Here is a 23338-nt window from a genome sequence, read left to right as displayed (position 1 = left end):
CAGCGCACCACCACCGACTCGTCGCTCTCGTTGTAGGCGTGCTTGAGGTACAGCAGCGCCACCATCAGGCGGATCGGCAGGCGGGGACGGCCGGCATTGCTGACACCTGCGCCGGCCACCGCCAGGCTGGGCCCGAACAGATCAACGCCTTCCACAGACCGCCCTTTGCGATCACGGTGCGCGAACACCGGCGCCAGCGAGGCCTCGATCTGCGTCCAGGGCATGCGCGTGGCCAGCACCGCCAGCGCGTGGCGCAGGTCAATCATCTGATCGAGCCGGGCGCGGAAGAAGTCGTCGGTGGCCATCGGTGGGAACTCCAGAACTCCCAGAAACCGATCTCCATTGGATTGATTCTCGGGAGATCTGACCATCGGATATCACCCGAAAGTCGTTTCAGGACAACGACTTGGGAGATTTTCAGGGCCGACTCATTACGCCACGGTGAGCCGGGCAGTGAAGTCATGGGAAGCCGAGCCGCCGTGTGCCGCCAACCGCCTGCCCAGTTCGAGTGCCGGCCCCGCGTGAGGGTCAATCGCTGCCGCGAGCTTTTGCCACTGCTGCGCGGCCTGCACATCCCCAACCGCCAAACGCCTCTGCCCGCGCGAGGCGAGCAAATGGCTGCGGAAGAGGGGTGATTCGCGCAGGCGTTGGCGGACGATGGTCTTCAGCTTCGCCGGGTCGACGTCAACGCAAGCCTGGATCAGCGATCGCATGCTGTCGGTGCTGGCCATCATCCTGGCCGTGTCGTGCTGCAATGCCGCATCGGGACGGACGTCACTGGAGGTTGCGATGAGAGCGACCTGGCGTGCAACGCGTCGACCTGGTGCAGCGGATCGTGGAACAGGAACACGCGGCCTGCCAGATGTTCGGGCCGCACGCCCATGCCTTTCATTGCCGGCACGAAACCCCAGTCCTTGCGCGAATCCCACGGCGCTTCCTCCGGGTCAATCGACCATTGCGGGGAAAACGCCAGCGCATGGTCCAGCGCCAATTCGCGACCGAAGCGCAGCACGCCGTAGGCGCCCATGCTGAAACCGTAGCCGACCCGAACCGGATGCCGGCCAGCCAGCGCACGAACCGCTTCGATGGCGGCTGGCATCTCGGGCGTCACATACCAGTGCGGCCGACTGGAGACGATGCCAACTGCCGAGTAGCCCAGCTTGCCCAGCAAGTCGTCGGCATAGAAGCGATTGCGAATCGGCTTGAATTTGCCCCACGTGAAGGTCACGACCACGGTGTCGGACTCGGTGGGCTGATGGACGACCAGGAGGTCCTTGCCGGAGAAAACGCGGTGGCGTTGGAAGTTGTCGGGCACGTTGAAACTCCGGAAAAGCGGGGACCATCGTTCGGCGTCCGATGGACCGGCCGTCCATCGGTTCGGTTGGGATGTTGCCTTGATGCCTGCAATCCATGCCGCCGAACCTGCATTTCATCGCACACCGGCAGACAATCGGCCGCCCGCTTTTTACAGTGTGCTACATCACCAACACACTGGAGCGGCCCATGCAGACCTGGGACAACCGGCAACCGATCTACCGGCAGTTGGCCGACCGACTGGCCGGCGGCTTGCTCGATGGCAGCCCGCCGGAGGGCGAGCCCATGCCTTCGGTGCGGGCGCTGGCCTCGCATTACGTGCTGAACCCGCTGACCGTGGGTCGGGCGCTGCAGGCGCTGAGCGAGGACGGGCTGCTGGAGAGCCGGCGCGGGCTGGGCATGTTCGTGCGCAGCGGCGCGCGACAGCGGCTCAAGGAGCTGGAGCGGCAACGCTTTCTGGAGCTGGAATGGCCGCAGCTGCGGCGGCGCCTGCGCCAGCTGGGCCTGGGACCCGAACAACTTGACTGGGAGGCATGACGCCATGAGCGACAACATCAACATCAGCAGCACCGAGCCAGGTGCACCGCTGATCCGCGCCGAAGGCGTGAACCTGCGCTACGGCAAGAAGACCGTGTTGGACAACCTGAGCTTCACGATCCCCAAGGGCCGTGTGGTCGGCCTGCTGGGCCACAACGGCGCGGGCAAGACCACGCTGATGAAGGCGATGGTGGGCCTGGCCAACCACGCCGGGCACCTGGACGTGCTGGGCCTGGACCCGCGCAAGCAGCGCACCGAGCTGCTGCGGTCGCTCTGCTACATCCCGGACGTGGCCATCCTGCCGCGCTGGGCTCGGGTGCACGAGCTGATCACGCTGATGAGTGGCATGCATCCGAAGTTCTCGGCCGACCGCTCCCGCGAGCTGCTGCGCCGCACCAGCGTCGGCCTGAACGACAAGGTCAAGCAGCTTTCGCGTGGCATGGTGGTGCAGTTGCACCTGGCGCTGATCGCCGCGGTGGACGCCCGCATCATGATCCTCGACGAGCCGACGCTGGGCCTGGACGTGTTGTCGCGCAAGGCTTTCTACGAGCTGCTGATCAACGAGTGGTGCGATGGTGAGCGCACGGTGCTGATCTCGACCCACCAGGTCGAGGAAGTGGAAGCGTTGCTGTCGGACGTGATGATGCTCAACGACGGCAAGCTGGTGCTCAACATCAGCCTGGACCAGCTGGACCAGCGCTACTCGGCGCTGAGCCATGCGCCTGCGGCTGCCAACGCCGTGGCTGCGGCCCATCCGCTGTTGCGCTATGGCTCGCCCAACGGGGCGTCCACCGCGATCTTCGACGGCGCCATGCCCAGCGAGGTCGAGGCCCTGGGCCAGCGCGTGCGGCCCAGCCTGGTCGACCTGTTCGTCGCGCTCACGCGCGCCCCCGAGCTGAATCCGCGTGCCAGCCGCTGAGCCGCGACGCGACCCAAGGAGCAATGAGATGAACGCAACGACTTTCCTGGCACTGATGCAGCGCGAATGGATGCAGCACCGGCGCGGCTGGCTGATCTTCAGCGCGGTGCCGCTGTGCATGATGCTGTTCGCCATCGTGGTGGGCAATGTGCATGTGTCCTCCGATGAAAGCGCGCTCAGCGTGCTGGTGGCGCTGGCTGGTGGCTACATCGGCGCGGTGATGATGCTGGGCTGGGTGGGCGCCGGCTTCCAGTCCTCCGGGCTGGGCCAGCGCGACCGGCAGGACCGTAGCATCGAGTTCTGGCGTTCGCTGCCGGTGAGCGACTGGGCGGCGGTGGGTGCCACCGCGCTGATGCACGTGCTGGTGTTCCAGCTGATGGTGGCCGGCATCGCCTTCGTCTGCGGCCTGTTCGTCGCCGTGCTGACGGTGGCCCGCGTCTACGGCCTGAGCGGCGTGGCTTCGCTGCCCTGGGGCACGCTGAGCACGGTCATCGTGGCCGCCGTGCCGCGCGTGCTGGTAGCAGTCGGTGCTGCGGCGCTGTGGGCCGCGCCGGTGATGCTGTTCGTGATGGCGGCCTCGGCCTGGCTCAAGCGCTGGGGCGGCATTGCCGCGGTGGGTGCGCTGGGCCTGGGAAGCGTGATCTTGGCCAAGGTCTACGGCATGCCCTGGCTGCTGCAGACGCTGGCGACGACGGCCGAGCGCTTCCGCGACGCCATCTTCCCGGTGGCTCGCCACGATTTCGAGTCCGTTCCCTGGGACGGGCAGCTCACCCAACTGCCGCAATGGCTACTCAGCGACACCCAGCGCGTACTGGGCGAACTGGTCGACCCGGCGATGGCCTGGGGCCTGCTGCTGGCGGTGCTGAGCTACGTGCTGCTGGTGCTGCGGCGGCAACGGGCCTGAAACTCGACACCCACAAGCAAGAGCCCCTCGCGAGGGGCTTTTTTCATGTGCGGTGCGAACCGGCAGCGGCGCAAACGGCAGGCGGCCTTGGCGGCCTGAAGCGAACCATCACACTTCCATCTGCCTCGGGCGCAGCCATGTCGGTATGCGCATGCCGGTATATGGGTTTTCACATTGGGGATTCGGGGGATTCGGCCGCTGGCCGGAATCCAGACAATGCGTCCCAAAGCAATCGAACCGATTGACAAGAAGCAGGCATGGAATTGCGCAAGGCAGTTCGGCGCAGTTTTCGGAGACAAGATGAATCGACGGCAGTCCGTGAAGGCGCTGGCAGCGCTGTCCTTGGGTCACGTTTGGGGAACGTCGCGAGCGGCAGCCAGCAACAAGGGGTTGATCGGCATCTCGATGCCCACGATGGGATCCCTGCGCTGGGTGTATGACGGGCTGGGCGTGATGCGCGCGCTCAACCAGCTCGACTACACGGCGGACCTGCAGTACGCGAACGACAGTGCCAAGACCCAGATCGACCACCTCCAGGCGATGGTGGGCAAAGGTGCGCGGATGCTGGTGATCGGCGCAGTGGACGGCGGTGCGCTGACAGGCGTGCTGGCGGAGGCGGCCAAGCGCGGTGTGAAGGTCCTCGCCTACGACCGGCTCATCCGCGACACGGCCAACGTGGACAGCTATGCAACCTTCGACAACTTTGCCGTGGGCGAACTGCAGGCCCGTGACATCGAGGCGCGATTGCGTTTGACCGCTGCCACGCGGCCCTCCACGGTGGAGCTGTTCGCGGGCGACGCGGACGACAACAACACCCACATGTTCTACGACGGATCGATGTCGGTGCTCAAGCGCTACATCGACAATGGCCAGTTGGTCGTCGGTTCGGGCAAGGTCGCACTCAAGGACATCTACACGCCGCACTGGAATGGCGCGCATGCCAAGGCGCGCTTGCAGGGGGAGCTTGGCACCACCTATGCCCGGCGCCGCCTCGACGCAGTGCTGTCGCCCTATGACGGCATCAGCATCGAGTTGCTGAGTGCCGTCAAGTTCGCCGGCTACGGGCAGGCCGCGCAGCCCTTGCCGGTCATCACCGGCCAGGATGCGGAACTCGCGTCGGTGAGGTCCATCAAGCACGGCGAGCAGGCGTCCACGGTGTTCAAGGACACCCGGCTGCTGGTGAAGCAGGCGGCGCGCATGGTCGACGACACCCTCTCAGGCCGCCCCGTCAGCTTCAACGACCAGAAGACCTATCAAAACGGTGTGAAGGTCGTTCCTGCCTTGCTGATCAAGCCCGTGCTGGTCGACAAGGCCAACCTGCAATCGGTGCTGGTGGATGGCGGCTATTACACGGCCGAGCAGGTCTAAGGCAACGTCTGCAGGTCAACCAGCTGGAAACAGGTTCCTCAATATGGGATACAGCTGCGCCCAGCGTGCCTGACGTGGCGCCAGGCGTTCGGTTTCGGCGGCGTTCGGTTCGAAGAGCCTTGCCATCGGCGGCGCGGGGCAGATGTCGGCCAGCAGCGAGCCGGGCAGGCTGCCGTCGGCGTCCAGCGCGGGCGACAGGTCGGCCAGCCACGCGAGGCGGGCCGCGCCCAGCGCGCCGCCGGCTTCGCCGCCTTCGTGCGTGTGCAGCGCCACGCCCAGCGTGCTGGCCAGCAGCTGCGCCCATTCGGGGCTGCGCGCGCCCCCGCCGACGAGCGACAGCGCCTGCACCGCGCCGGGCGCGGCGCCCAGTGCGCGCCAGCCGTCCAGCAGGCCGAAGCCCACGCCTTCCATCACGGCGTAGCCGAGGTGGGCGGCGCTGTGGCTGCCGGTGAGGCCGAACAGCACGCCTTGGGCGTTGGCGTCGTTGTGCGGCGTGCGTTCGCCGCTGAGGTAGGGCAGGAACAGCGGGGCGGCGTCGCGCTCGGCCGGGCTGAGCGCGGCGACCTTGGCGACCAGTTCGGCCTCGCTGGCCAGGCCCGTCAGCTCGCGCACCCAGCGCAGCGCGCTGGCGGCCGAGAGCATCACGCTCATCTGGTGCCAGGTGGCCGGCAGCGCGTGGCAGAAAGCATGCACGGCCGAGGCCGGGTTGGGTCGGAAGCGGTCGTTGGTCAGGAAGATCACGCCAGAGGTGCCCAGCGAGACAAAGCCCTGGTTGGGCCGCACCGCGCCAATGCCGACTGCGCTGGCTGCGTTGTCGCCACCGCCGCCGGCGATGGGCAGGCCGCCGTCTTCGCCGCGCTTCAGGCCCCAGCGCGCGGCCAGCGCCGGCAGCAGGTGGCCGGCCACCGCGCTGCCTTCGGCCAGGGCCGGCATCTGCGCTTCGCTGAGGCCGGTCGCGGCCAGCAGTTCGGGTGACCAGCGGCGCTTTGCAACGTCCAGCCACAGCGTGCCGGCCGCGTCGGACAGGTCGCTGATGGCCTCGCCCGTCAGCTGCAGCCGCAGCCAGTCCTTGGGCAGCAGCACCTTGGCGACGCGGGCGAAGAGTTCGGGCTCGTGCTTCTTCACCCACAGCAGCTTGGGTGCCGTGAAGCCCGGCATCGCGAGGTTGCCGGCAATGGCGTGCAGCTCCGGGCAGGTGGCCTCCAGCTCTGCGCATTCGGCGCCGGCGCGGCCATCGTTCCACAGGATGGCCGGCCGCAGCACCTGGTCGGCCTCGTCCAGCAGCACTGCGCCGTGCATCTGGCCGGACAGGCCGATGGCGCGCACCTCTGCCATTGCGGCGGGGTGGGTGGCGGCCAGGCGCTGCATCGCGGCGTCGGCCGCGGTCCACCACTGCAGCGGATGTTGTTCGCTCCAGCGTGGCTGCGGGCGCGAGAGCGTCAGGGCTTCGCCGGTCGTGGCGACGATGCGCTGCTGTGTGTCGAGCAGCAGCAGCTTGATCTCGGAGGTGCCGAGGTCGATGCCAAGGTACATGGGGTTCAGTTCCTTCGGCCGTCGGGCAGCAGGCCGAAGCGCTGGCCGGACTGGCGGCGGAATTCGGTGGGCGTCATGCCCTTGATGTCCAGGAAACGGCGGTTGAAGTTGGCCACGTTGTTGAAGCCAACCTCGAAGCAGATGTGTGTGACCAGCCGGTCCGAGTCCATCAGCAGCTGGCAGGCGCGGTTCACGCGGATGCGGTTGACGAAGTCGGTGAAGGTGTTGCCGGTGGCGCGGCGGAAGAAGCGCGAGAAGCGGCTTTCGCTCATGCCGAGCTCGCCGGCCAGTTCGCTGGCCGACAGCGGCTGGGCCACGTTGTCGGTGATGCGGCTGACGATGGCGTTGATCTGATCCAGCTGGGTGTCGTCGTCGGCGCTTTGCATCTGCACACTGGAGAGCAGCCGGTAGTCGGTGCAGTGCGCCAGCTCGCCGAGGAACTCGGCAAAGGCCGCGAAGCGCAGCAGCCCGTGCGTGGCTTTCACGTGCTCCCAGTGCGCACGCGCCTGCTCGGCCAGGCCGAAGAACTCGATGCCGCGGCGCGCCCGCTCCAGCAGCGGCAGCGCCTCGGCCAGCTCGGGAATGTGCTCGGCCGCGGCGGCAATCGGCGCGTGGGGAAACTGGATCACCAGGTCGCGCTGCGCGAAGCCGCCTTCGGGCAGGTCCATCGAGATCCAGTTGTGCGGCAGCCTCGGGCCGCACAGCACCAGGTGGCCGGGCTGGAACGGCCCGATCCAGTCGCCCACGAAGGCCTTGCCGGAGCTGGCGACGATCAGGTGCAGCTCGTACTCGTCGTGGTGGTGCCAGCGCGCCAGCGGCGTTGGAAAGCCGTGCGACAGGCAGCGGATGAAGCCCACGTCCTCCGGCGCCTCGTAGCCCAGCGCCGGGCTGCGGGCATAGTCATGCTCCAGCTCGGGCTGGCGCTGGCGGGGGAGTTGGGGCGGGTGCTGCATCAGTGGGCTGTGACGGGCGAGTGCGAAGCAACGAAGCTTGCCACGCGCGCGCTGGCGCCTTGCAAAGCGGCCAGCAGCGCGGGCGTGCCGGCCAGTTCACCGAACAGCACCGTGTCCGCCGCGAAGGCTGCGACCGGGTCCGCCGCGCCGCAGATCGCGTGCGCCACCGCCGGGTCCATTGCCTGGTCGTGGTAGACGTGCGGCAGCGTGCCGGCATGCCAGCGCTGCAGGTAGGCCAGGAACAGCGCCGGCAGCATCGCCACGCTGGCAATGCTGGCGCCCGCGGCCAGGCGTTCGCGCAGCGTCGGCGCAATGAAGCCGGGGATCTTCGAGAAGCCGTCCATCGCCACGCGCTGGTTGGTATCGGCAATGGCAGGGTTGGCGAAGCGGTCCAGCACCACGTCGCGGTACTTGGCGAGGTCGATCGGGCTGGGCTTGGCTGGCGTGTCCAGCACCGGGATGGTGTCGTTGGTCACGTAGTCGAAGGCCAGTTGGCGGATGGCCGCGTCCTGCGTGCCTTCATGGATGTAGGTGTGGCAGACCAGCGTGCCGGCCCAGGCGATGCAGCTGTGCGTGGCGTTCAGCAGGCGAATCTTGGCTTCCTCGTAGGCATCCACCGACGAAACCATTTCCACGCCGACAGTCTCCCAGGCCGGGCGGCCAGCGGCGAAGCGGTCCTCGATGACCCACTGGATGAAACTTTCGCCCATCAGCGCGGCAGCGTCGTCCACGCCGGTCGCTGCCAGCACGCGCTCGCGCACGGCGGGCGTGGCGCGGGGCGTGATGCGGTCCACCATCGCATTCGGGCAGGTGGTGCAGACCTCCACCCACTCGCGCAGCGCGCTGTCGCCGATCAGGTCGATGAACTGCAGCAGGCCGCTGCGCACGCGGTCGCCGTTGTGGCGCAGGTTGTCGCAGTTCAGCAGCGTGAGCGGGCCGCTGGCCTGCTGCATGCGGGCGCGCAGGATCTGCGTCAGTGCGCCGTAGATCGTTGTGCCGGCTCTGTTCGCCTTGAGGGCTTCGACATCGGCCGCCAGGTCGGCGAAGTTCAGGTCCAGCTGGTGGTCCGCATCGAGGTAGTAGCCGGCTTCGGTCACGGTGAACGAGACGATGCGAGTCAGTGGGTCCGCACCGGCGGTGACCAGGCCTTGCAGCTGCGCGTCCCAGCCGATCACACGGGTGATGGCGCTGATGCGCTGATAGACCCGCTCGCCGGCCGGTGACACGGTTTCCAGCGTGTAGGCGCCGCCGGCGGCCTGCAGCGCGCCGATGGTGTCGGCGCCATCGGGCCGGATATTGCCGCCAGCCAGCACCCAGCGGCGGTCACCGGCGTCGTGCAGCGCCTGCTGGTAGACAGCCTGGTGCGCGCGGTGGAACGCGCCCAGGCCCAGGTGCAGCATCACGAACGGGGCTTCGGCGGAGGAGGGAGAGGCGGTGGTCATGGAAGCAAGGGGGAAATGAAGAGGAATCTCAATGGGTCGCGGCGACGGCGACGCCCGTGCGTGTCACGCGGCCACCGGCATCGAACAGGTGCACGGTCTCGGGCTGCAGCTGCAGGCCCACGCGGTCACCGGCGGACAGCGCGCTGCGCGAGTTCTGCCGCGCCACCAGCTGCGCGCCACTGTCGGTGCTGACGTAGATCAGCGTCTCGGCGCCCAGCGCCTCGACCAGCTCGACCTGGCCGCTGAGCTGGCCCTGGCCGGCCGGCAGCACGGCCAGGTTCTCGGGGCGCAGGCCGATGAAGCCGTCCGCCGCGACCGGCAGGCCGTAAGCGGCGGCGGCCTGCGGCATCTGCGCCGCGGCCACCACGTTCATCTGCGGCGTGCCGATGAACTGCGCCACGAACTGGTTGGCCGGCTTGTCGTACAGCTCCAGCGGCGTGCCGACCTGCTCGATCTTGCCGTCGCGCAGCACCACCACGCGGTCGGCCAGCGTCATCGCTTCGACCTGGTCGTGCGTCACGTAGATGGTGGTGGCGCCCAGCTCGCGATGCAGCTTGGCAATCTCCACGCGGGTCTGGCCGCGCAGCGCGGCGTCCAGGTTGGACAGCGGCTCGTCGAACAGGAAGACCTTGGGCGAGCGCACGATGGCGCGGCCGATGGCCACGCGCTGGCGCTGGCCGCCGGACAGCTCCTTGGGCGTGCGCTGCAGGTAGGCGGTGAGGTTCAGGATCTTCGCGGCACGCTCGACCTTCTCGCGGATCTCGCTTTCGCTGACCTTGGCCAGCTTCAGCGCGAAGCTCATGTTCTCGTACACGCTCATGTGCGGGTACAGCGCGTAGCTTTGGAAGACCATCGCCAGGTCGCGCTTGGAGGAGGGCGCGTGCGTGATGTCGCGGCCATCCAGCATCAGTTGGCCGCTGGTCACCGTTTCCAGCCCGGCGATCAGGCGCAGCAGCGTGGATTTGCCGCAGCCCGAGGGGCCTACGAACACCACGAACTCGCCGGGCTCGATGGACAGGTCCACGCCCTTGATGGTCTCGACCGCGCCGAACTGCTTGCGGAATTGCTTGAGCTGAAGGTAGGCCATTTCAGTCTCCTTGAAATTGATTGCGTGAGGTCATTTCACAGCGCCAAAAGTAAGGCCCTGGACGAGTTGTTTTTGACTGAACCAGCCGAACACGACGATGGGCGCGATGGCCATCAGCGAGGCAGCGGAGAGCTTGGCCCAGAACAGGCCTTCGGGGCTGGCGTAGGAGGCGATCAGCGTGGCCAGCGTTCCGGCCTTGGCGGAGCTGAGGTTCAGCGACCAGAAGGCCTCGTTCCAGCTCAGCACCAGGCACAGCAGGCCGGTGGAGGCCAGGCCGCCCATGCCCAGCGGCAGCAGCACCTTGTAGGCCTCCTGCCAGAGCGTGGCGCCGTCCATGCGCGCGGCTTCGAGGATTTCCGGCGGAATGTCCTTGAAGGCCGAATACAGCATCCAGACCATGATGGGCAGGTTGCTCAAAGTGAACACGAGGATCAGCCCGGTGCGCGTGTCCAGCAGCGCGCTTTGCTGGGCCAGCACGTAGATCGGCACCAGCGCGCCGACGGCCGGCATCATCTTGGTCGACAGCATCCACATCAGGATGTCGCGCGTGCGCTTGCTGCGGAAGAAGGCCATCGAATACGCGGCCGGCGCGGCGATCATCAGGCCCAGCACGGTGGACACCACGCTGGTGATCAGCGAGTTGGTCGCGTAGAGCAGGTAGTCACTGCGGGCCTGCACCTCGTGGAAGTTTTCCAGCGTGGGGCTGAACAGCCATTCGGTGGGCACGGCAATCGCCTGCAGTTCGGTCTTGAACGCGGTGGCGATCAAAAAGCCCAGCGGGAAGAACAGCAGCAGCGTGACCAGCCAGGCGACGAGGGTGCGCACGACCAGCGCCAGCGGGAAGCGGCGCGGCGCGAGCAGGATCTCGGCCGGCGCGGTTTCCACAGTGGGCAGCGTGGAAGAAGTGGTGGTGGGCATGTCGTTCCCTCAATCGAGGTTCTTGCCGACGAGGCGGATCAGGAAGATCGCCGCGATGTTGGCCAGCACGACGGCGAACAGCGCGCCTGCGGAAGCCACGCCGGCGTCGAAGTTCAGCAGCGCCTGCTTGAAGATCAGGAAGGCGATGTTGGTGCTGGCATCACCTGGGCCGCCGGAGGTCGTGGTGAAGATCTCGGCGAACACGCTGATCAGGAAGATCATCTCGATCATCACCACCACGGCCACCGAACGGCCCAGGTGCGGCAGCACCATGTAGCGCAGCTGCTGCAGGTAGTTGGCGCCGTCCATGCGCGCGGCTTCGAGCTGCTCGCGGTTGAGCGACTGCAGCGCGGTCATGAAGATCAGCGTGGCAAACGGCAGCCACTGCCAGCTGATCATGATGATCACGCTGAGCAGCGGCCAGTCGGTCAGCCAGTCCACCGGCTGCGCGCCGAAGGCCTGCCAGACCTGCGCCAGCACGCCGTAGATCGGGTTCATCATCATGTGCTTCCACAGCAGCGCATTGACCGTGGGCATGACGAAGAAAGGCGAAATGAGTAGCACGCGCACCAGCCCGCGGCCGGGGAAGGGTGCGTCGATCAGCAGGGCCAGCCCCACGCCCATCACCACGGTGATGACGATCACGCTGCCGAGCAGCAGCACGGTGTTCATCACCGCCGGCCAGAACGAGGCGTCGGTGATGAAATATTCGAAGTTCTCCAGCCCCGCAAATCCGGTCACGTCCGGCTGCATCAGGTTGAAGCGGATGGCGCTGAAGTACAGCGTCATGACCAGCGGCACGATCATCCACAGGAAGAGCGTGCCGATGGCCGGCGCCATCAGGGCGCGGGGCATGAAGCGATTCATGGCGAGGTCTCGGCAATGAGGCTGGCCACCGCCGCAGCGGTGGCCCGTCAGGCGGCAGGTGCCGGCTTACTTGTAATAGCCGCCCTTTTTCATTTCACGTTCGGCGGAGATTTGGCTGGCTTTCAGCGCCGCGTCCACCGTCGTCTTGCCCGACAGGGCAGCGCTCATCTGCTGGCCCACGGCAATGCCGATGGCCTGGAACTCCGGGATGGCCGCGAACTGCACGCCCACGTACGGCGACTTCGGCAGCGTCGAGTCGTTCGGGTTGGCGCTGTCGATGGCGGTCTTCTCGGCTGCGGCAAAACGCGCGGCCTTCTGGAATTCCGGCGAAGCGTAGGTGGACTTGCGGGTGCCGGTGGGCACGTTGGCCCAGCCGTTGGTCTTGGCAACCAGCTGGATGTACTCCTTGCTGGTGGCCCAGGTGATGAACTTCTGCGCCGCGTCCACCTTCTGCGAGCCGGCCGGGATGGCCAGGTTCCAGGACCACAGCCAGTTCGCGCCCTTGGGCGTGACGGCGGTGGGGGCCTGCGCAAAGGCCATCTTGTCGGCCACTTTGGACTGCTTCGGATCGCTGACAAACGAGGCGGCAATCGTCGCGTCGATCCACATGCCGCACTTGCCGGCGTTGGTCAGCGCCAGGATCTCGTTGAAGCTGTTGGCCGAGGAGCCTGGGGGGCCGTAGTTCTTCAGCAGGTCGACGTAGAAGGTGATCGCGTCATGCCAGGGCTTGGTGTCGATCTGCGGCTTCCACTGCATGTCGAACCACTGGCCGCCGTTGGTGTTCACCAGCGTGGTGAGGAAGGCCATGTTGTCGCCCCAGCCCGGCTTGCCGCGCAGGCAGATGCCGTACACGCCGTTCTTCGGGTCGTGGATCTTGGACGCCAGGTCCTTGATCTGGGTCCAGGTCGGGCGCTCCGGCACGGTCACGCCGACCTTGTCCGCCAGGTCCTTGCGGTACATCAGCATCGAGCTTTCGGCGTAGAAGGGGGCGGCGTAGAGCTTGCCGTCCAGCGAAAGGCCGCTGCGCACGGCCGGCAGCAGGTCGTCCACGTCGTATGCGGCGTCGGTCTTCAGGGGCTGCAGCCAGCCCTTCTTGCTCCAGATCGGCGCTTCGTACAGGCCGATGGTCATCACGTCGAACTGGCCGCCCTTGGTGGCGATGTCGGTCGTCACGCGCTGGCGCAGCGTGCCTTCTTCCAGCGTGACCCACTTCAGCGTGATGCCGGGGTTGGCCTGCTCGAAGTTCTTGCCGAGCTTCTGCATTTCGATCATGTGGCCGTTGTTCACCGTGGCGATCACCAGCTCGGTGGCGGCATGGGTGAAGGTGGCCGAGGCCAGGCCCAGCGCACCCAGCGCGGCCTGGACGACGAGGGTCAGGCAGGTCTTACTGCGGTTCATGTTGTGTGTCTCCTGAGATGTCGGGGCGTTTGGTGTTGTCGCTGCCTGCCCGCATGGCGCAGCGTGCGCATCTTCAGCGAGGGAGGGCTGTGGTTTTGATACTGCCGCCGCCAGTGTCTGTACTTCATTGCGCACAAATGCCCAGGTTTTCCCCAGGTCGGTGGAATTGGATACAGATTGAACGCTGGGTGGCAGCTTTGCTGCATCCAAGGTCAGGTCGCTGCCCTGGCTGCCGCAGCAGGGCAGGCGACAATCCGGCGCATGAAAGCCATCCGCCTGCGCGAAGGAAAAGAACGTTCGCTGCTGCGCCGCCACCCCTGGGTGTTCGCCGGCAGCGTGGAAAAAGGCAAGGCCGATGCGGGCGAGACGGTGCGCGTCGAAAGCCACGATGGCCAGTTCCTCGCCTGGGCTGCGTTCAGCCCGCTGTCGCAGATCCGCGTGCGGGCCTGGAGCTTCGACGAGGCCGAGCGCATCGACGCCGCCTTTTTCCAGCGCCGCATCCGCGCCGCGGTTGCCATGCGCCAGCGCCTGGCGGTGGCCAGCAATGGCGTGCGCCTGGTGCACGGCGAGGCCGACGGCCTGCCCGGCCTGGTGGTGGACCGCTACGGCGACATCCTCAGCGCGCAGTTCCTCTCGGCCGGCAGCGAGCGCTGGAAAGCGGTGATTGCCGATGCGCTGCTGGCCGAAACCGCGGCGCTGGGCTGCACCCGGCTGTACGAGCGCTCCGACGTGAACGTGCGTGAACTCGAAGGCCTGCCCGAGGTGACCGGCTGGCTGCGCGGCGAGGGCGACACCGGCGTCACGCTGCGCGAGCACGACATCCAGCTCACGCTGGACGTGGCCGAGGGCCACAAGACCGGCTACTACCTGGACCAGCGCGAGAACCGCGCGCTGTTCGCCCGCCTGGTGCGCCAGTTCGGCTGCCAGCGTGTGCTGAACTGCTACAGCTACACCGGCGGCTTCTCCATCGCTGCGCTGGCCGGCGGCGCCGCCGAGGTCACCAGCGTCGACTCCTCCGGCCCGTCGCTGGCCCGCGCCACCGCCCACGTCGCGCTGAATGGCTTCGATCCGGCACGCCACACTGCGCTGGACGCCGACGTGAACGCCACGCTGCGCCAGTGCCTGCAGGAAGGCAAACAGTTCGACGCCATTGTGCTCGACCCACCGAAGTTTGCGCCCACTGCTGCGCATGCCGAGCGCGCCAGCCGCGCCTACAAGGACATCAACCGGCTGGCCTTCAAGCTGCTGGCGCCCGGTGGCTTGCTGTTGACCTTCAGCTGCTCCGGCGGCATCAGCGCCGACCTGTTCCACAAGATCGTCGCCGGTGCCGGCATGGACGCGCCGGCTGACGGCTACCTGCTGCAGCGCCTGGAAGCCGCACCGGACCATCCGACGACGGTGTGTTTCCCCGAGGGCGAGTACCTGAAGGGCTTGGTCATCCTCAAGAAATAGGCCGAATCCCCTTTTCATTGCATTGGTTTTCATCGCCGGCAATGTCTCGGTGCGATGCAGGCGCTAAGGTTTTTCCTTCCGTGACATCAGCCGCGCGCCGCCCCGCCCGTGCCATGTGAAGCACTGAGCGAGTCGTCCTGGCCTGCGGCCTCCGACCAAGCGCGAGGTTCCAAAGCATGGATGGGGAATTGCTGGACAAGGGCTCGTCCGCCGGGCGAGCCAGGGGCACCGCAGGTGCGCGCGATGCGCTGCAAAGCCTGCTGAAACTGGCCGATGTGCGCCTGGGCGGCGATCGGCCCTGGGACATCCGCCCGGCGCCGGGCGCTGCCGCGCAGTTCGAGCAATTGCCGCAGCGCGTGCTGGCCGAAGGCTCGCTCGGCCTGGGCGAGGCCTACATGGACGGCTGGTGGGTGGCGGACCGGCTGGACCAGCTGTTCGAGCGCCTGCTCAAGGCCAGGCTGGACCAGCGGGTCACACCCTGGCCGGTGTTGTGGCACGGGCTGAAGGCCAAGCTCTTGAACCTGCAGAATCCGCGCCGTGCCTTCCAGGTCGGCGAGCAGCATTACGACCTGGGCAATGACTTCTACCAGGCCATGCTGGACCCGCGCATGACCTACACCTGTGCCTACTGGGGCGGCCAGCCGGGGGTGGCGCCAGCTGCGCTGGACGCCGCGCAGGAAGCCAAGCTGGACCTGGTCTGCCGCAAGCTGGGCCTGAAGCCGGGCATGCGGGTGCTGGACATTGGCTGCGGCTGGGGCAGCTTCATGAAATTCGCGGCCGAGCGATACGGCGTGCGCTGCGTGGGCGTCACCGTCTCGGCCGAGCAGGTGGCGCTGGGCCAGCAGCTGTGCGAAGGGCTGCCGGTCGAGTTCCGGCTGCAGGACTATCGGCAGCTCGACGAGCGCTTCGACCGCATCGTCAGCCTGGGCATGTTCGAGCACGTGGGCCACAAGAACGCTGGCACCTACATGGCCGTGGCCCGCCGCTGCCTGGCCGAAGACGGACTGTTCCTGCTGCACACCATCGGCCGCAACGACAGCGCGCACGGCACCGACCCGTGGGTCCACCGCTATGTGTTCCCCAACGGTGAGCTGCCCAGCATTGCGCGCATCGGGCGCAGCGCCGAGCCGCATTTCGTCGTCGAGGACCTGCATAACTTCGGCGCCGACTATGACCACACGCTGATGTGCTGGCACCAGCGCTTCGAAGCCGCGTGGCCGCGCTTTGCCGAACGCCTGGGCGAACGCTTCCACCGCATGTGGCGCTACTACCTGCTGAGCTGCGCCGGCGCCTTCCGCGCGCGCGACATCCAGCTCTGGCAATGGGTGCTGTCGCCGCGCGGCGTGCCGGGCGGATACAAGCGCGTGTCGTGAAACTGGCTATCGTTCGGGCATGAGCACTTCATCCCAGGATTCCCACGGCCCGCGCATAGCCTGGGCCGGTTTCGAAACCCATGCGCCGGAGGTCATCAAGGCCTTGCGCGCGCTCGGCCAGGCGGTCGACGAAGGCGGGCTGGACAAGTCCTTGACCGAGCTGCTGAAGGTGCGCGCCTCGCAGCTCAACGGCTGCGCCTTCTGCCTGCAGTTCCACCTGAACCTGGCCCGCAAACTGGGTGTACCGGCGCCCAAGCTGGACTTGGTCGCCACCTGGCGTGAAGCCGGCAGCGTCTACACCGCCCGCGAACGAGCCGCGCTGCAATGGACCGAAGCGCTCACGCTGATGGCTGGCCGGCCCATCGCCGACGCGGCCTACGGCGAGCTGCAGACGCAGTTCAGCGAAAAGGAAATTGCGCTGCTGACGACTTCCATCGGTGCAATCAATGCCTGGAACCGCATTGCCGGCAGCCTGCAGTTCACACCGCCAATTCCGAAGGCGATGGCCTGATCAGGCTGGCGCGGGCGCAGGCATTCGTGGGTCGAACTTCGCCCGCTTCACTGCGAAAAAGCTCTTCACGTTGCGCACGTTGGCGTCCTGCGTGAACAGCGATTGCGTCAGCGCCAGGAAGGCCGGCATGTCGGCCGCCCAGGTCACCAACACGAAATCCGGCCCGGGCGAGACGCGCCAGCATTGCTGAAGCACGCTCGCGGCGCCGCCGTCGAAGGCGAGCGCGCGCGCCTCGAAGGCGTCCAGGTGCTCGGCGCCCTGGCGATCCAGCGTCACCTCGCAGATGGCCTGCAGTCCGCGGCCGGCGAAGGCGGGTGCCAGCAGCGCAGTAAAGCGCTCGATCACGCCCAGCTCGCGCAGCCGCTTCACGCGTCGCAGTGCGGTAGCAGGTGACACATGCGCGGCCTCTGCCAGTGCCTGGTTGGTGAGGCTGGCGTCGGCCTGCAGCAGGTCCAGCAGGCGCCAGTCAATGGCGTCCAGCGTGACGGAAAAATTCTCTGATGCATTCACTTTGAAATATTCGGCCATCATCAATCAGTAGTGACTGAATATTTCACATTGGTATCGATCTAGCAAGCTTCTGTTGTGTTCCCAGGCCTACGATTCGCCTCGTTCCCTCACAGAAAGCGAGCACCCCATGTGCGGCATCGTCGGCGCAGTCAGCCACCACAACATCGTCCCCGTCCTCGTGCAAGGCCTGCAACGGCTGGAGTACCGCGGTTATGACTCCTGCGGCGTGGCGGTCTACCAGGACGGCGAACTGCGTCGCACCCGCTCGACCGCCCGCGTGGCCGAGTTGCAGCAGCAGATCGACACCGACGGCGTGGCCAGCGGCACCGGCATCGCCCACACCCGCTGGGCCACGCACGGCGCGCCGGTGGTGCACAACGCGCACCCGCACTTCTCCAGCGGGACCGCCTCGCAGGGGCGCAGTGGCGTCATCGCGCTGGTCCACAACGGCATCATCGAGAACCACGAGCAGTTGCGCGACGAGCTGAAGGCCAAGGGCTACGCCTTCGAGAGCCAGACCGACACCGAGGTCATTGCCCACCTGGTGCACCACCTCTACGACGGCGACCTGTTCGACGCCGTGCAGCGCGCCGTGCTGCGCCTGAAGGGCGCCTACGCCATCGCCGTCTTCTGCCGCGACGAGCCGCACCGCGTGGTCGGCGCCCGCGAAGGCTCGCCGATGATCCTGGGCCTCGGCACCGAAGCCAGCGGCGGCGCCAACTACCTGGCGTCCGACGCGATGGCGCTGGCGGGCGTCACCGACCGCATCGTCTACCTCGAAGAGGGCGACGTGGTCGACATCCAGATCGGCAAGCACTGGATCGTCGCCAGGGACGAGCATGGCCAGTTCCGCCCGGTGCCGCGCGAAGTGCGCATCGTGCAGGCCCACACCGGCGCCGCCGAGCTGGGCCCGTACCGCCACTACATGCAAAAGGAAATCTTCGAGCAGCCGCGCGCCATTGCCGACACGCTCGAAGGCGTGGCCGGCATCACGCCCGAGCTGTTTGGCGACGGCGCGTACAAGGTCTTCAAGGAAGTGGACCGCGTGCTGATCCTCGCCTGCGGCACCAGCTATTACTCCGGCTCCACCGCCAAGTACTGGCTGGAGAGCATCGCGAAGATCCCCACCAGCGTCGAGATCGCCAGCGAATACCGCTACCGCGACAGCGTGCCGGACCCGCGCACCCTCGTCGTCACCATCAGCCAGAGCGGCGAGACGGCCGACACGCTGGCCGCGCTGAAGCACGCCCGCTCGCTCGGCATGCCGCACACGCTGACCATCTGCAACGTGGCCACCAGCGCGATGGTGCGCGAATGCAAGCTGGCCTACATCACGCGCGCCGGCGTGGAAGTGGGCGTGGCCAGCACCAAGGCCTTCACCACCCAGCTCGCCGGCCTGTTCCTGCTCACGCTGGCGCTCGCACAAGTGCGCGGTCACCTGACGGAAGCGCAGGAGGCCGCGCACCTCAAGGCCATGCGCCACCTGCCCGCCGCGCTGCAGGCCGTGCTCGCGCTGGAGCCGCAAGTCGTGGCCTGGGCCGAGGCCTTCGCCCGCAAGGAAAACGCCCTTTTCCTCGGTCGCGGCCTGCATTACCCCATCGCCCTCGAAGGCGCGCTGAAGCTCAAGGAGATCAGCTACATCCACGCCGAGGCCTACCCCGCAGGCGAGCTCAAGCACGGCCCGCTGGCGCTGGTCACCTCCGAAATGCCGGTGGTCACCGTGGCCCCGAACGACGCACTGCTGGAGAAGCTCAAGAGCAACCTGCAGGAAGTCCGCGCCCGCGGCGGCCAACTCTACGTCTTCGCCGACGCCGACACCCGCATCACCAACGCCGAAGGCCTGCACGTCATCCGCATGCCCGAGCACTACGGCGCTCTGAGCCCCATCCTGCACGTGGTGCCACTGCAGTTGCTGGCGTATCACACGGCGGTGGCGCGAGGGACGGATGTGGACAAGCCGCGCAACCTGGCGAAAAGCGTAACGGTGGAGTGAGCCTGGCGCGGCATTTCGCGGGCGGCTGTCGCCAGCACCACCGCTGCAGTGTGGGACCACATGCCCTGTTCACATGCCTATTTGTTGCTGATGATCTCCAGCAACTCGCCCCGCACGGCTGGGTCGGCCATGTATTTGCTGTACAGCGGGGACATCCTGCGAACGTAGGGTGAAAAGTCGATCACGTTCGCGAATTGGGCGCCGTCCTTGGTCACGGCGGCGCGAGCGGTGACGACCCGCTTGTCCCACAGCTCGCGCATCAACAGGGCAGAACTCTTGCCCGCCTTTTGGAACACGACCCGGTCCTGCGGGCTGAGCTTGTCCCACAGCTTGGTGGAGACGACCAGGGCTTCGGGTGACACCATGTGGCTGTCCAGCAGCATGTACTTGGCGGCCTTGTACTGGCCGGTGGATTCGTAGGACACCATGTTGCCTTCGGCGCAGTCCACGGTGCCTTTCTGCAGGCCGTCCAGCACGTCCTTGTAGGGCAGCACCACCGGGGTGGCGCCGAGCAGCTTGACCATCTCGATGTAGGCCTCGGATTGCTGCACGCGGATCTTCTGCCCCGCGAAATCTTCCGTCCGCGTCATCAGCTTGTTGGCACAGAAGAACGAACGGGCGCCGCCGTTGTACCAGCCCAGCACGACAAAGCCGGAGGCCCTCAACTTCTCGGCCAGGCGCTCACCGGCGGCACCGTCGAGGAAGCGAAACATGTGGGCCGCGTCGATGAACAGGAAGGGCAGGTTGTAGGCCTTCAAGCCGGGCGCCGCTTCGGACAGCGGCGCCGAGTTGAACTCGGCCACGTCGATTTCGCCGGCCTTGAACATCGTCACGGCCTTGGCCTGGTCGCCCAGCGCTGCGTTGGAAAACAGCTCGATCTTGATGGCGCCCTTGGTGCCCAGCTCGACCTCGTGGATGAAGCTTTTCATGGCCTCGGTCACCGGATAACCGTCCGGGTGGGTGTTCCACGCGCGGAGCTGGGTCTGCGCGGACGCCGGCCATGCGCCCATCCATGTGGCCAGGAAAAGACCGCCGAGCAATGCTTTGCGCATGAATGTGCCGCTGTTCGAGTTTTGATGAAGCGCGGGATGCGCGGTGGGTCGCTCCGCACATCGTCAGTCATCGTACAACTCGCGGGCGGCCGTATTTCACAGCAGCTGAGCCGTCGGCAAGTAGCGGGTATGTACCAGGGCCGCCGGCTGTCTTTGGCGTGGTGGCAGCCCTGGCGTGCGCCGCGCCGCGACAATTGGGCGCATGACAAGCACGCCCTCCGCCTCGCTGCTGCACAGCGCCTTCTACCGCTTCGTGCCGCTGTCCGACCCCCAGGCTGCGGCAGTGCAGCTGCGCAGCTTGGCGCATGCGCTGCAAGGCAGCATCCTGGTGGCAGCGGAAGGCATCAACGGCACTGTTGCGGGTGAGCTGCAAGCGGTGGCGGCCTTCGAGGCGGCGCTGCAGCAGGCGGACGTGCTGGCGGGCGCGTTTCGCGGCATGCCGTTCAAGCACAGCGAATGCGCCACGCCGCCGTTCGGCCGGCTCAAGGTCAGCGTCAAGCCGGAGATCGTGGCGCTGGGTTTGCCGCAGGACCCGGCAGCTGCGCTGCCGCCACCGGACGAGCGCGACGCCAGTCACCTGTCGCCAGAGGCCTGGCGCGCGCTGCTGGCGCGGGACGACGTGGTGCTGCTGGACAACCGCAACCACTTCGAGTTCCGCCTCGGCCATTTCCGTGGCGCGGTCGATCCGCAGGTGCACAACTTCAGCGACTTTGTCGCCTACGTGCAGGCGCAAGCACCGGCCTGGCGAGCCGCCGGCCGGCCGGTGGCCATGTACTGCACCGGCGGCATTCGCTGCGACAAGACGGCGCCGTGGCTGCGCAGCCAGGGGCTGGATGTGTGGCAGCTGGACGGCGGCATCCTGAACTACTTCCAAAGCCTGCCCGATGCCGAGCGCGATTGGCAGGGCGAGTGTTTCGTGTTCGACAAGCGCGTGGCGCTGGACACCCGGTTGCGCGAGACCGGCACGACGGCAGAGCAGGTTTTCGATCCCACCCTTCCCGACGAGGCGTGGCGCCTGCAGCGGGCGCGTCGCCTGGACGGGGCGGGCGGCTGACGGCGACGCGGCCGGGCTGCTCTGGCAACGCGTGGTGGACAATTGCCATTGTTTGCCCAGGGCACGGCTCAAGAGGTTGTTTGCACGGGCGCAAGTGAGGCCTTATCCCTGTGGCCAGCCTTCTTTGCAGCGACCCTTTTCAGCAAGCACGATGCCCGCATACCGTTCCAAGACCTCCACCGCCGGCCGCAACATGGCCGGGGCCCGCTCCCTGTGGCGCGCCACCGGCATGAAAGACGAGGACTTCGCCAAGCCCATCATCGCGGTGGTCAATTCGTTCACCCAGTTCGTGCCCGGCCACGTGCACCTGAAGGACCTGGGCCAGCTCGTCGCCCGCGAGATCGAGGCGGCCGGCGGCGTCGCCAAGGAATTCAACACCATCGCGGTGGACGACGGCATCGCCATGGGCCACGACGGCATGCTGTATTCGCTGCCCAGCCGCGACATCATCGCGGACTCGGTCGAGTACATGGTCAACGCGCACTGTGCCGACGCGATGGTCTGCATCTCCAACTGCGACAAGATCACGCCCGGCATGCTGATGGCCGCGATGCGGCTCAACGTCCCGGTGATCTTCGTCTCCGGCGGCCCGATGGAGGCCGGCAAGACCAAGCTGGCCAACCCGGTCACCAAGGTCATGGAGTTCAAGAAGCTGGACCTGATCGACGCGATGGTGATCGCGGCCGACGCGAAGTATTCGGACGCCGAAGTCGCCGAGGTCGAGCGCTCCGCCTGTCCCACCTGCGGCTCCTGCTCGGGCATGTTCACCGCCAATTCGATGAACTGCCTGACCGAGGCGCTGGGCCTCTCGCTGCCGGGCAACGGCACCGTGGTGGCCACCCACGCGGACCGCGAGATGCTGTTCAGGCGCGCCGGCCGCCGCATCGTCGAGATCACCCGGCAGCACTACGAGCAGGACGACGCCCGTGTGCTGCCGCGCTCGGTCGGCTTCAAGGCCTTCGAAAACGCGATCACGCTGGACATCGCGATGGGCGGCTCGACCAACACCATCCTGCACCTGCTGGCCATCGCCCGCGAGGCCGAGATCGACTTCGGCATGGCCGACATAGACCGCCTCTCGCGCACCGTGCCGCAGCTGTGCAAGGTGGCACCCAACACCAACAAGTACCACATCGAGGACGTGCACCGCGCCGGCGGCATCATGGCCATCCTCGGCGAGCTGGACCGCGCAGGCAAGCTGCACACCGACGTGCCCACGGTGCACACGCCGACGATGAAGGAAGCGCTGGCCCAGTGGGACATCGCGCAGACCACCGACCCCGACGTGCGCCGCTTCTACATGGCCGGCCCCGCCGGCATCCCGACGCAGGTGGCCTTCAGCCAGGAAACCCGCTGGCCCAGCCTGGACCTGGACCGCGCCGAAGGCTGCGTCCGCTCGTACGCACATGCCTTCTCCAAGGAAGGCGGCCTGGCCGTGCTGACCGGCAACATCGCCCTCGACGGCTGCGTGGTCAAGACGGCCGGCGTGGACGACAGCATCCTGGTCTTCGAGGGCAAGGCGCACGTCACCGAGTCGCAGGACGAGGCGGTCGAGAACATCCTGGCCGACCAGGTCAAGGCTGGCGATGTGGTCATCGTGCGCTACGAAGGCCCCAAGGGCGGCCCCGGCATGCAGGAAATGCTCTACCCCACGAGCTACATCAAGTCCAAGGGCCTGGGCAAGGCCTGCGCGCTGCTGACCGATGGCCGTTTCTCAGGCGGCACCTCGGGCCTGTCCATCGGCCACTGCTCGCCCGAAGCGGCGGCCGGTGGCGCCATCGGCCTGGTGCGCAACGGCGACCGCATCCGCATCGACATCCCGGCCCGCACGATCAACGTGCTGCTGTCCGACGAGGAACTGGCCACGCGCCGCGCCGCGCAGGACGCCAAGGGCTGGAAGCCGGCCCAGCCGCGTCCGCGCAAGGTGTCGGCGGCCTTGAAGGCCTACGCCAAGCTGGTCATGTCGGCCGACAAGGGCGCCGTGCGCGACCTGTCACTGCTGGACGATTGAAGCGGGCGCGATCGGCGCCTTTCTCCTCCCCAAGCCGCTCCTCGAAGCGGCTTTTTCGCGTGATGGGTGATTGGTGAGAAGGAAATTCTCCGAACACGGGGGAACCCCTGTGCAATGAAGAAGATTCTCCTCCGCTGTGAGA

At 67.0% G+C, this 23338-nt stretch carries 21 protein-coding genes and 1 pseudogene; 10 read left to right on the top strand and 12 right to left on the bottom strand.

Annotated features, from left to right (window positions below; all coding sequences use genetic code 11):
• The 3 genes and pseudogenes from AC3WR5_RS17175 to AC3WR5_RS17165 form a co-directional block, all read right to left on the bottom strand.
• Positions 1-305, bottom strand: a pseudogene (locus tag AC3WR5_RS17175) (IS5/IS1182 family transposase); the annotation flags it as partial.
• A 126-nt stretch (positions 306-431) separates the two neighbouring features.
• A complete protein-coding gene (locus AC3WR5_RS17170; protein ID WP_492485890.1) occupies positions 432-731 on the bottom strand; it encodes a hypothetical protein in 300 nt (99 codons plus the stop codon).
• The gene (locus tag AC3WR5_RS17165; protein WP_492485889.1) at positions 731-1315 is read right to left on the bottom strand and encodes an alpha/beta hydrolase; all 585 of its coding nucleotides are present in this window, start codon (positions 1313-1315) and stop codon (positions 731-733) included. The genes AC3WR5_RS17170 and AC3WR5_RS17165 overlap by 1 nt, the downstream gene beginning before the upstream one ends.
• A gap of 188 nt (positions 1316-1503) precedes the next feature.
• On the opposite strand from AC3WR5_RS17165, the gene AC3WR5_RS17160 reads away from it, so the two are divergent.
• The 4 genes from AC3WR5_RS17160 (at position 1504) to AC3WR5_RS17145 (ending at position 5042) form a co-directional block, all read left to right on the top strand.
• Positions 1504-1851 (top strand): GntR family transcriptional regulator, encoded by a 348-nt coding sequence (locus AC3WR5_RS17160; RefSeq protein WP_141289706.1) that lies wholly within the window; start codon positions 1504-1506, stop codon positions 1849-1851.
• Positions 1852-1855: 4 nt separating this feature from the next.
• On the top strand, positions 1856-2770 hold the full coding sequence (locus AC3WR5_RS17155; protein ID WP_492485888.1) for an ABC transporter ATP-binding protein: 915 nt from the start codon (positions 1856-1858) through the stop codon (positions 2768-2770).
• A gap of 28 nt (positions 2771-2798) precedes the next feature.
• Positions 2799-3674, top strand: a complete 876-nt coding sequence (locus tag AC3WR5_RS17150; RefSeq protein ID WP_492485887.1) for a hypothetical protein — start codon at positions 2799-2801, stop codon at positions 3672-3674.
• A 300-nt stretch (positions 3675-3974) separates the two neighbouring features.
• Positions 3975-5042, top strand: coding sequence for a substrate-binding domain-containing protein (locus AC3WR5_RS17145; RefSeq protein WP_141289709.1), 1068 nt, complete (start codon positions 3975-3977; stop codon positions 5040-5042).
• A gap of 15 nt (positions 5043-5057) precedes the next feature.
• On the opposite strand, the gene xylB is transcribed toward AC3WR5_RS17145, so the two are convergent.
• The 7 genes from xylB to AC3WR5_RS17110 form a co-directional block, all read right to left on the bottom strand.
• Positions 5058-6575, bottom strand: a complete 1518-nt coding sequence (xylB, locus tag AC3WR5_RS17140; protein WP_492485886.1) for a xylulokinase — start codon at positions 6573-6575, stop codon at positions 5058-5060.
• A 5-nt stretch (positions 6576-6580) separates the two neighbouring features.
• Positions 6581-7528: an AraC family transcriptional regulator gene (locus tag AC3WR5_RS17135; protein ID WP_492485885.1), complete on the bottom strand. Its 948-nt coding sequence runs from the start codon at positions 7526-7528 to the stop codon at positions 6581-6583.
• Positions 7528-8970 (bottom strand): D-arabinitol 4-dehydrogenase, encoded by a 1443-nt coding sequence (gene dalD / locus AC3WR5_RS17130; protein WP_492485884.1) that lies wholly within the window; start codon positions 8968-8970, stop codon positions 7528-7530. Before dalD ends, AC3WR5_RS17135 begins: the two co-directional genes overlap by 1 nt.
• A gap of 28 nt (positions 8971-8998) precedes the next feature.
• Positions 8999-10057 carry an ABC transporter ATP-binding protein gene (locus AC3WR5_RS17125; protein WP_231010092.1) on the bottom strand — a complete coding sequence of 353 codons (1059 nt, stop codon included), beginning with the start codon at positions 10055-10057 and terminating at the stop codon, positions 8999-9001.
• A gap of 30 nt (positions 10058-10087) precedes the next feature.
• The gene (locus tag AC3WR5_RS17120; RefSeq protein ID WP_492485883.1) at positions 10088-10975 is read right to left on the bottom strand and encodes a carbohydrate ABC transporter permease; all 888 of its coding nucleotides are present in this window, start codon (positions 10973-10975) and stop codon (positions 10088-10090) included.
• Positions 10976-10984: 9 nt separating this feature from the next.
• The gene (locus AC3WR5_RS17115; RefSeq protein WP_141286134.1) at positions 10985-11842 is read right to left on the bottom strand and encodes a carbohydrate ABC transporter permease; all 858 of its coding nucleotides are present in this window, start codon (positions 11840-11842) and stop codon (positions 10985-10987) included.
• A 66-nt stretch (positions 11843-11908) separates the two neighbouring features.
• A complete protein-coding gene (locus AC3WR5_RS17110) occupies positions 11909-13240 on the bottom strand; it encodes an ABC transporter substrate-binding protein (protein ID WP_492485882.1) in 1332 nt (443 codons plus the stop codon).
• A 261-nt stretch (positions 13241-13501) separates the two neighbouring features.
• Here AC3WR5_RS17110 and AC3WR5_RS17105 point away from each other — a divergent pair, with 261 nt between their 5' ends.
• The 3 genes from AC3WR5_RS17105 to AC3WR5_RS17095 all read left to right on the top strand — a co-directional run bounded on the left by AC3WR5_RS17105 (position 13502) and on the right by AC3WR5_RS17095 (position 16576).
• A complete protein-coding gene (locus AC3WR5_RS17105) occupies positions 13502-14692 on the top strand; it encodes a class I SAM-dependent rRNA methyltransferase (protein WP_492485881.1) in 1191 nt (396 codons plus the stop codon).
• A gap of 176 nt (positions 14693-14868) precedes the next feature.
• Positions 14869-16065: a cyclopropane fatty acyl phospholipid synthase gene (cfa, locus tag AC3WR5_RS17100; protein ID WP_492485880.1), complete on the top strand. Its 1197-nt coding sequence runs from the start codon at positions 14869-14871 to the stop codon at positions 16063-16065.
• Between the two features lie 19 nt (positions 16066-16084).
• Positions 16085-16576: a carboxymuconolactone decarboxylase family protein gene (locus AC3WR5_RS17095; RefSeq protein ID WP_492485879.1), complete on the top strand. Its 492-nt coding sequence runs from the start codon at positions 16085-16087 to the stop codon at positions 16574-16576.
• Here the strand turns inward: AC3WR5_RS17095 and AC3WR5_RS17090 are convergent, their stop codons facing one another.
• Positions 16577-17086: an Lrp/AsnC family transcriptional regulator gene (locus tag AC3WR5_RS17090; RefSeq protein WP_492485878.1), complete on the bottom strand. Its 510-nt coding sequence runs from the start codon at positions 17084-17086 to the stop codon at positions 16577-16579.
• A gap of 127 nt (positions 17087-17213) precedes the next feature.
• Here AC3WR5_RS17090 and glmS point away from each other — a divergent pair, with 127 nt between their 5' ends.
• Positions 17214-19079, top strand: a complete 1866-nt coding sequence (gene glmS, locus AC3WR5_RS17085) for a glutamine--fructose-6-phosphate transaminase (isomerizing) (protein ID WP_492485877.1) — start codon at positions 17214-17216, stop codon at positions 19077-19079.
• A 77-nt stretch (positions 19080-19156) separates the two neighbouring features.
• Here the strand turns inward: glmS and AC3WR5_RS17080 are convergent, their stop codons facing one another.
• Entirely contained in the window at positions 19157-20131 is a 975-nt protein-coding gene (locus tag AC3WR5_RS17080; RefSeq protein WP_492485876.1) for a TRAP transporter substrate-binding protein, read from the bottom strand.
• 202 nt (positions 20132-20333) lie between these two features.
• Here AC3WR5_RS17080 and trhO point away from each other — a divergent pair, with 202 nt between their 5' ends.
• Both trhO and ilvD read left to right on the top strand, forming a co-directional pair.
• The gene (gene trhO, locus AC3WR5_RS17075; RefSeq protein ID WP_492485875.1) at positions 20334-21185 is read left to right on the top strand and encodes an oxygen-dependent tRNA uridine(34) hydroxylase TrhO; all 852 of its coding nucleotides are present in this window, start codon (positions 20334-20336) and stop codon (positions 21183-21185) included.
• A 151-nt stretch (positions 21186-21336) separates the two neighbouring features.
• Positions 21337-23196, top strand: coding sequence for a dihydroxy-acid dehydratase (gene ilvD, locus AC3WR5_RS17070; protein ID WP_492485874.1), 1860 nt, complete (start codon positions 21337-21339; stop codon positions 23194-23196).
• The last annotated feature ends 142 nt before the right edge of the window (positions 23197-23338 follow it).

The sequence above is a fragment of the Ideonella sp. FW305-24 genome (assembly GCF_058788035.1).
This window is presented reverse-complemented; position numbering and strand designations above follow the sequence as displayed.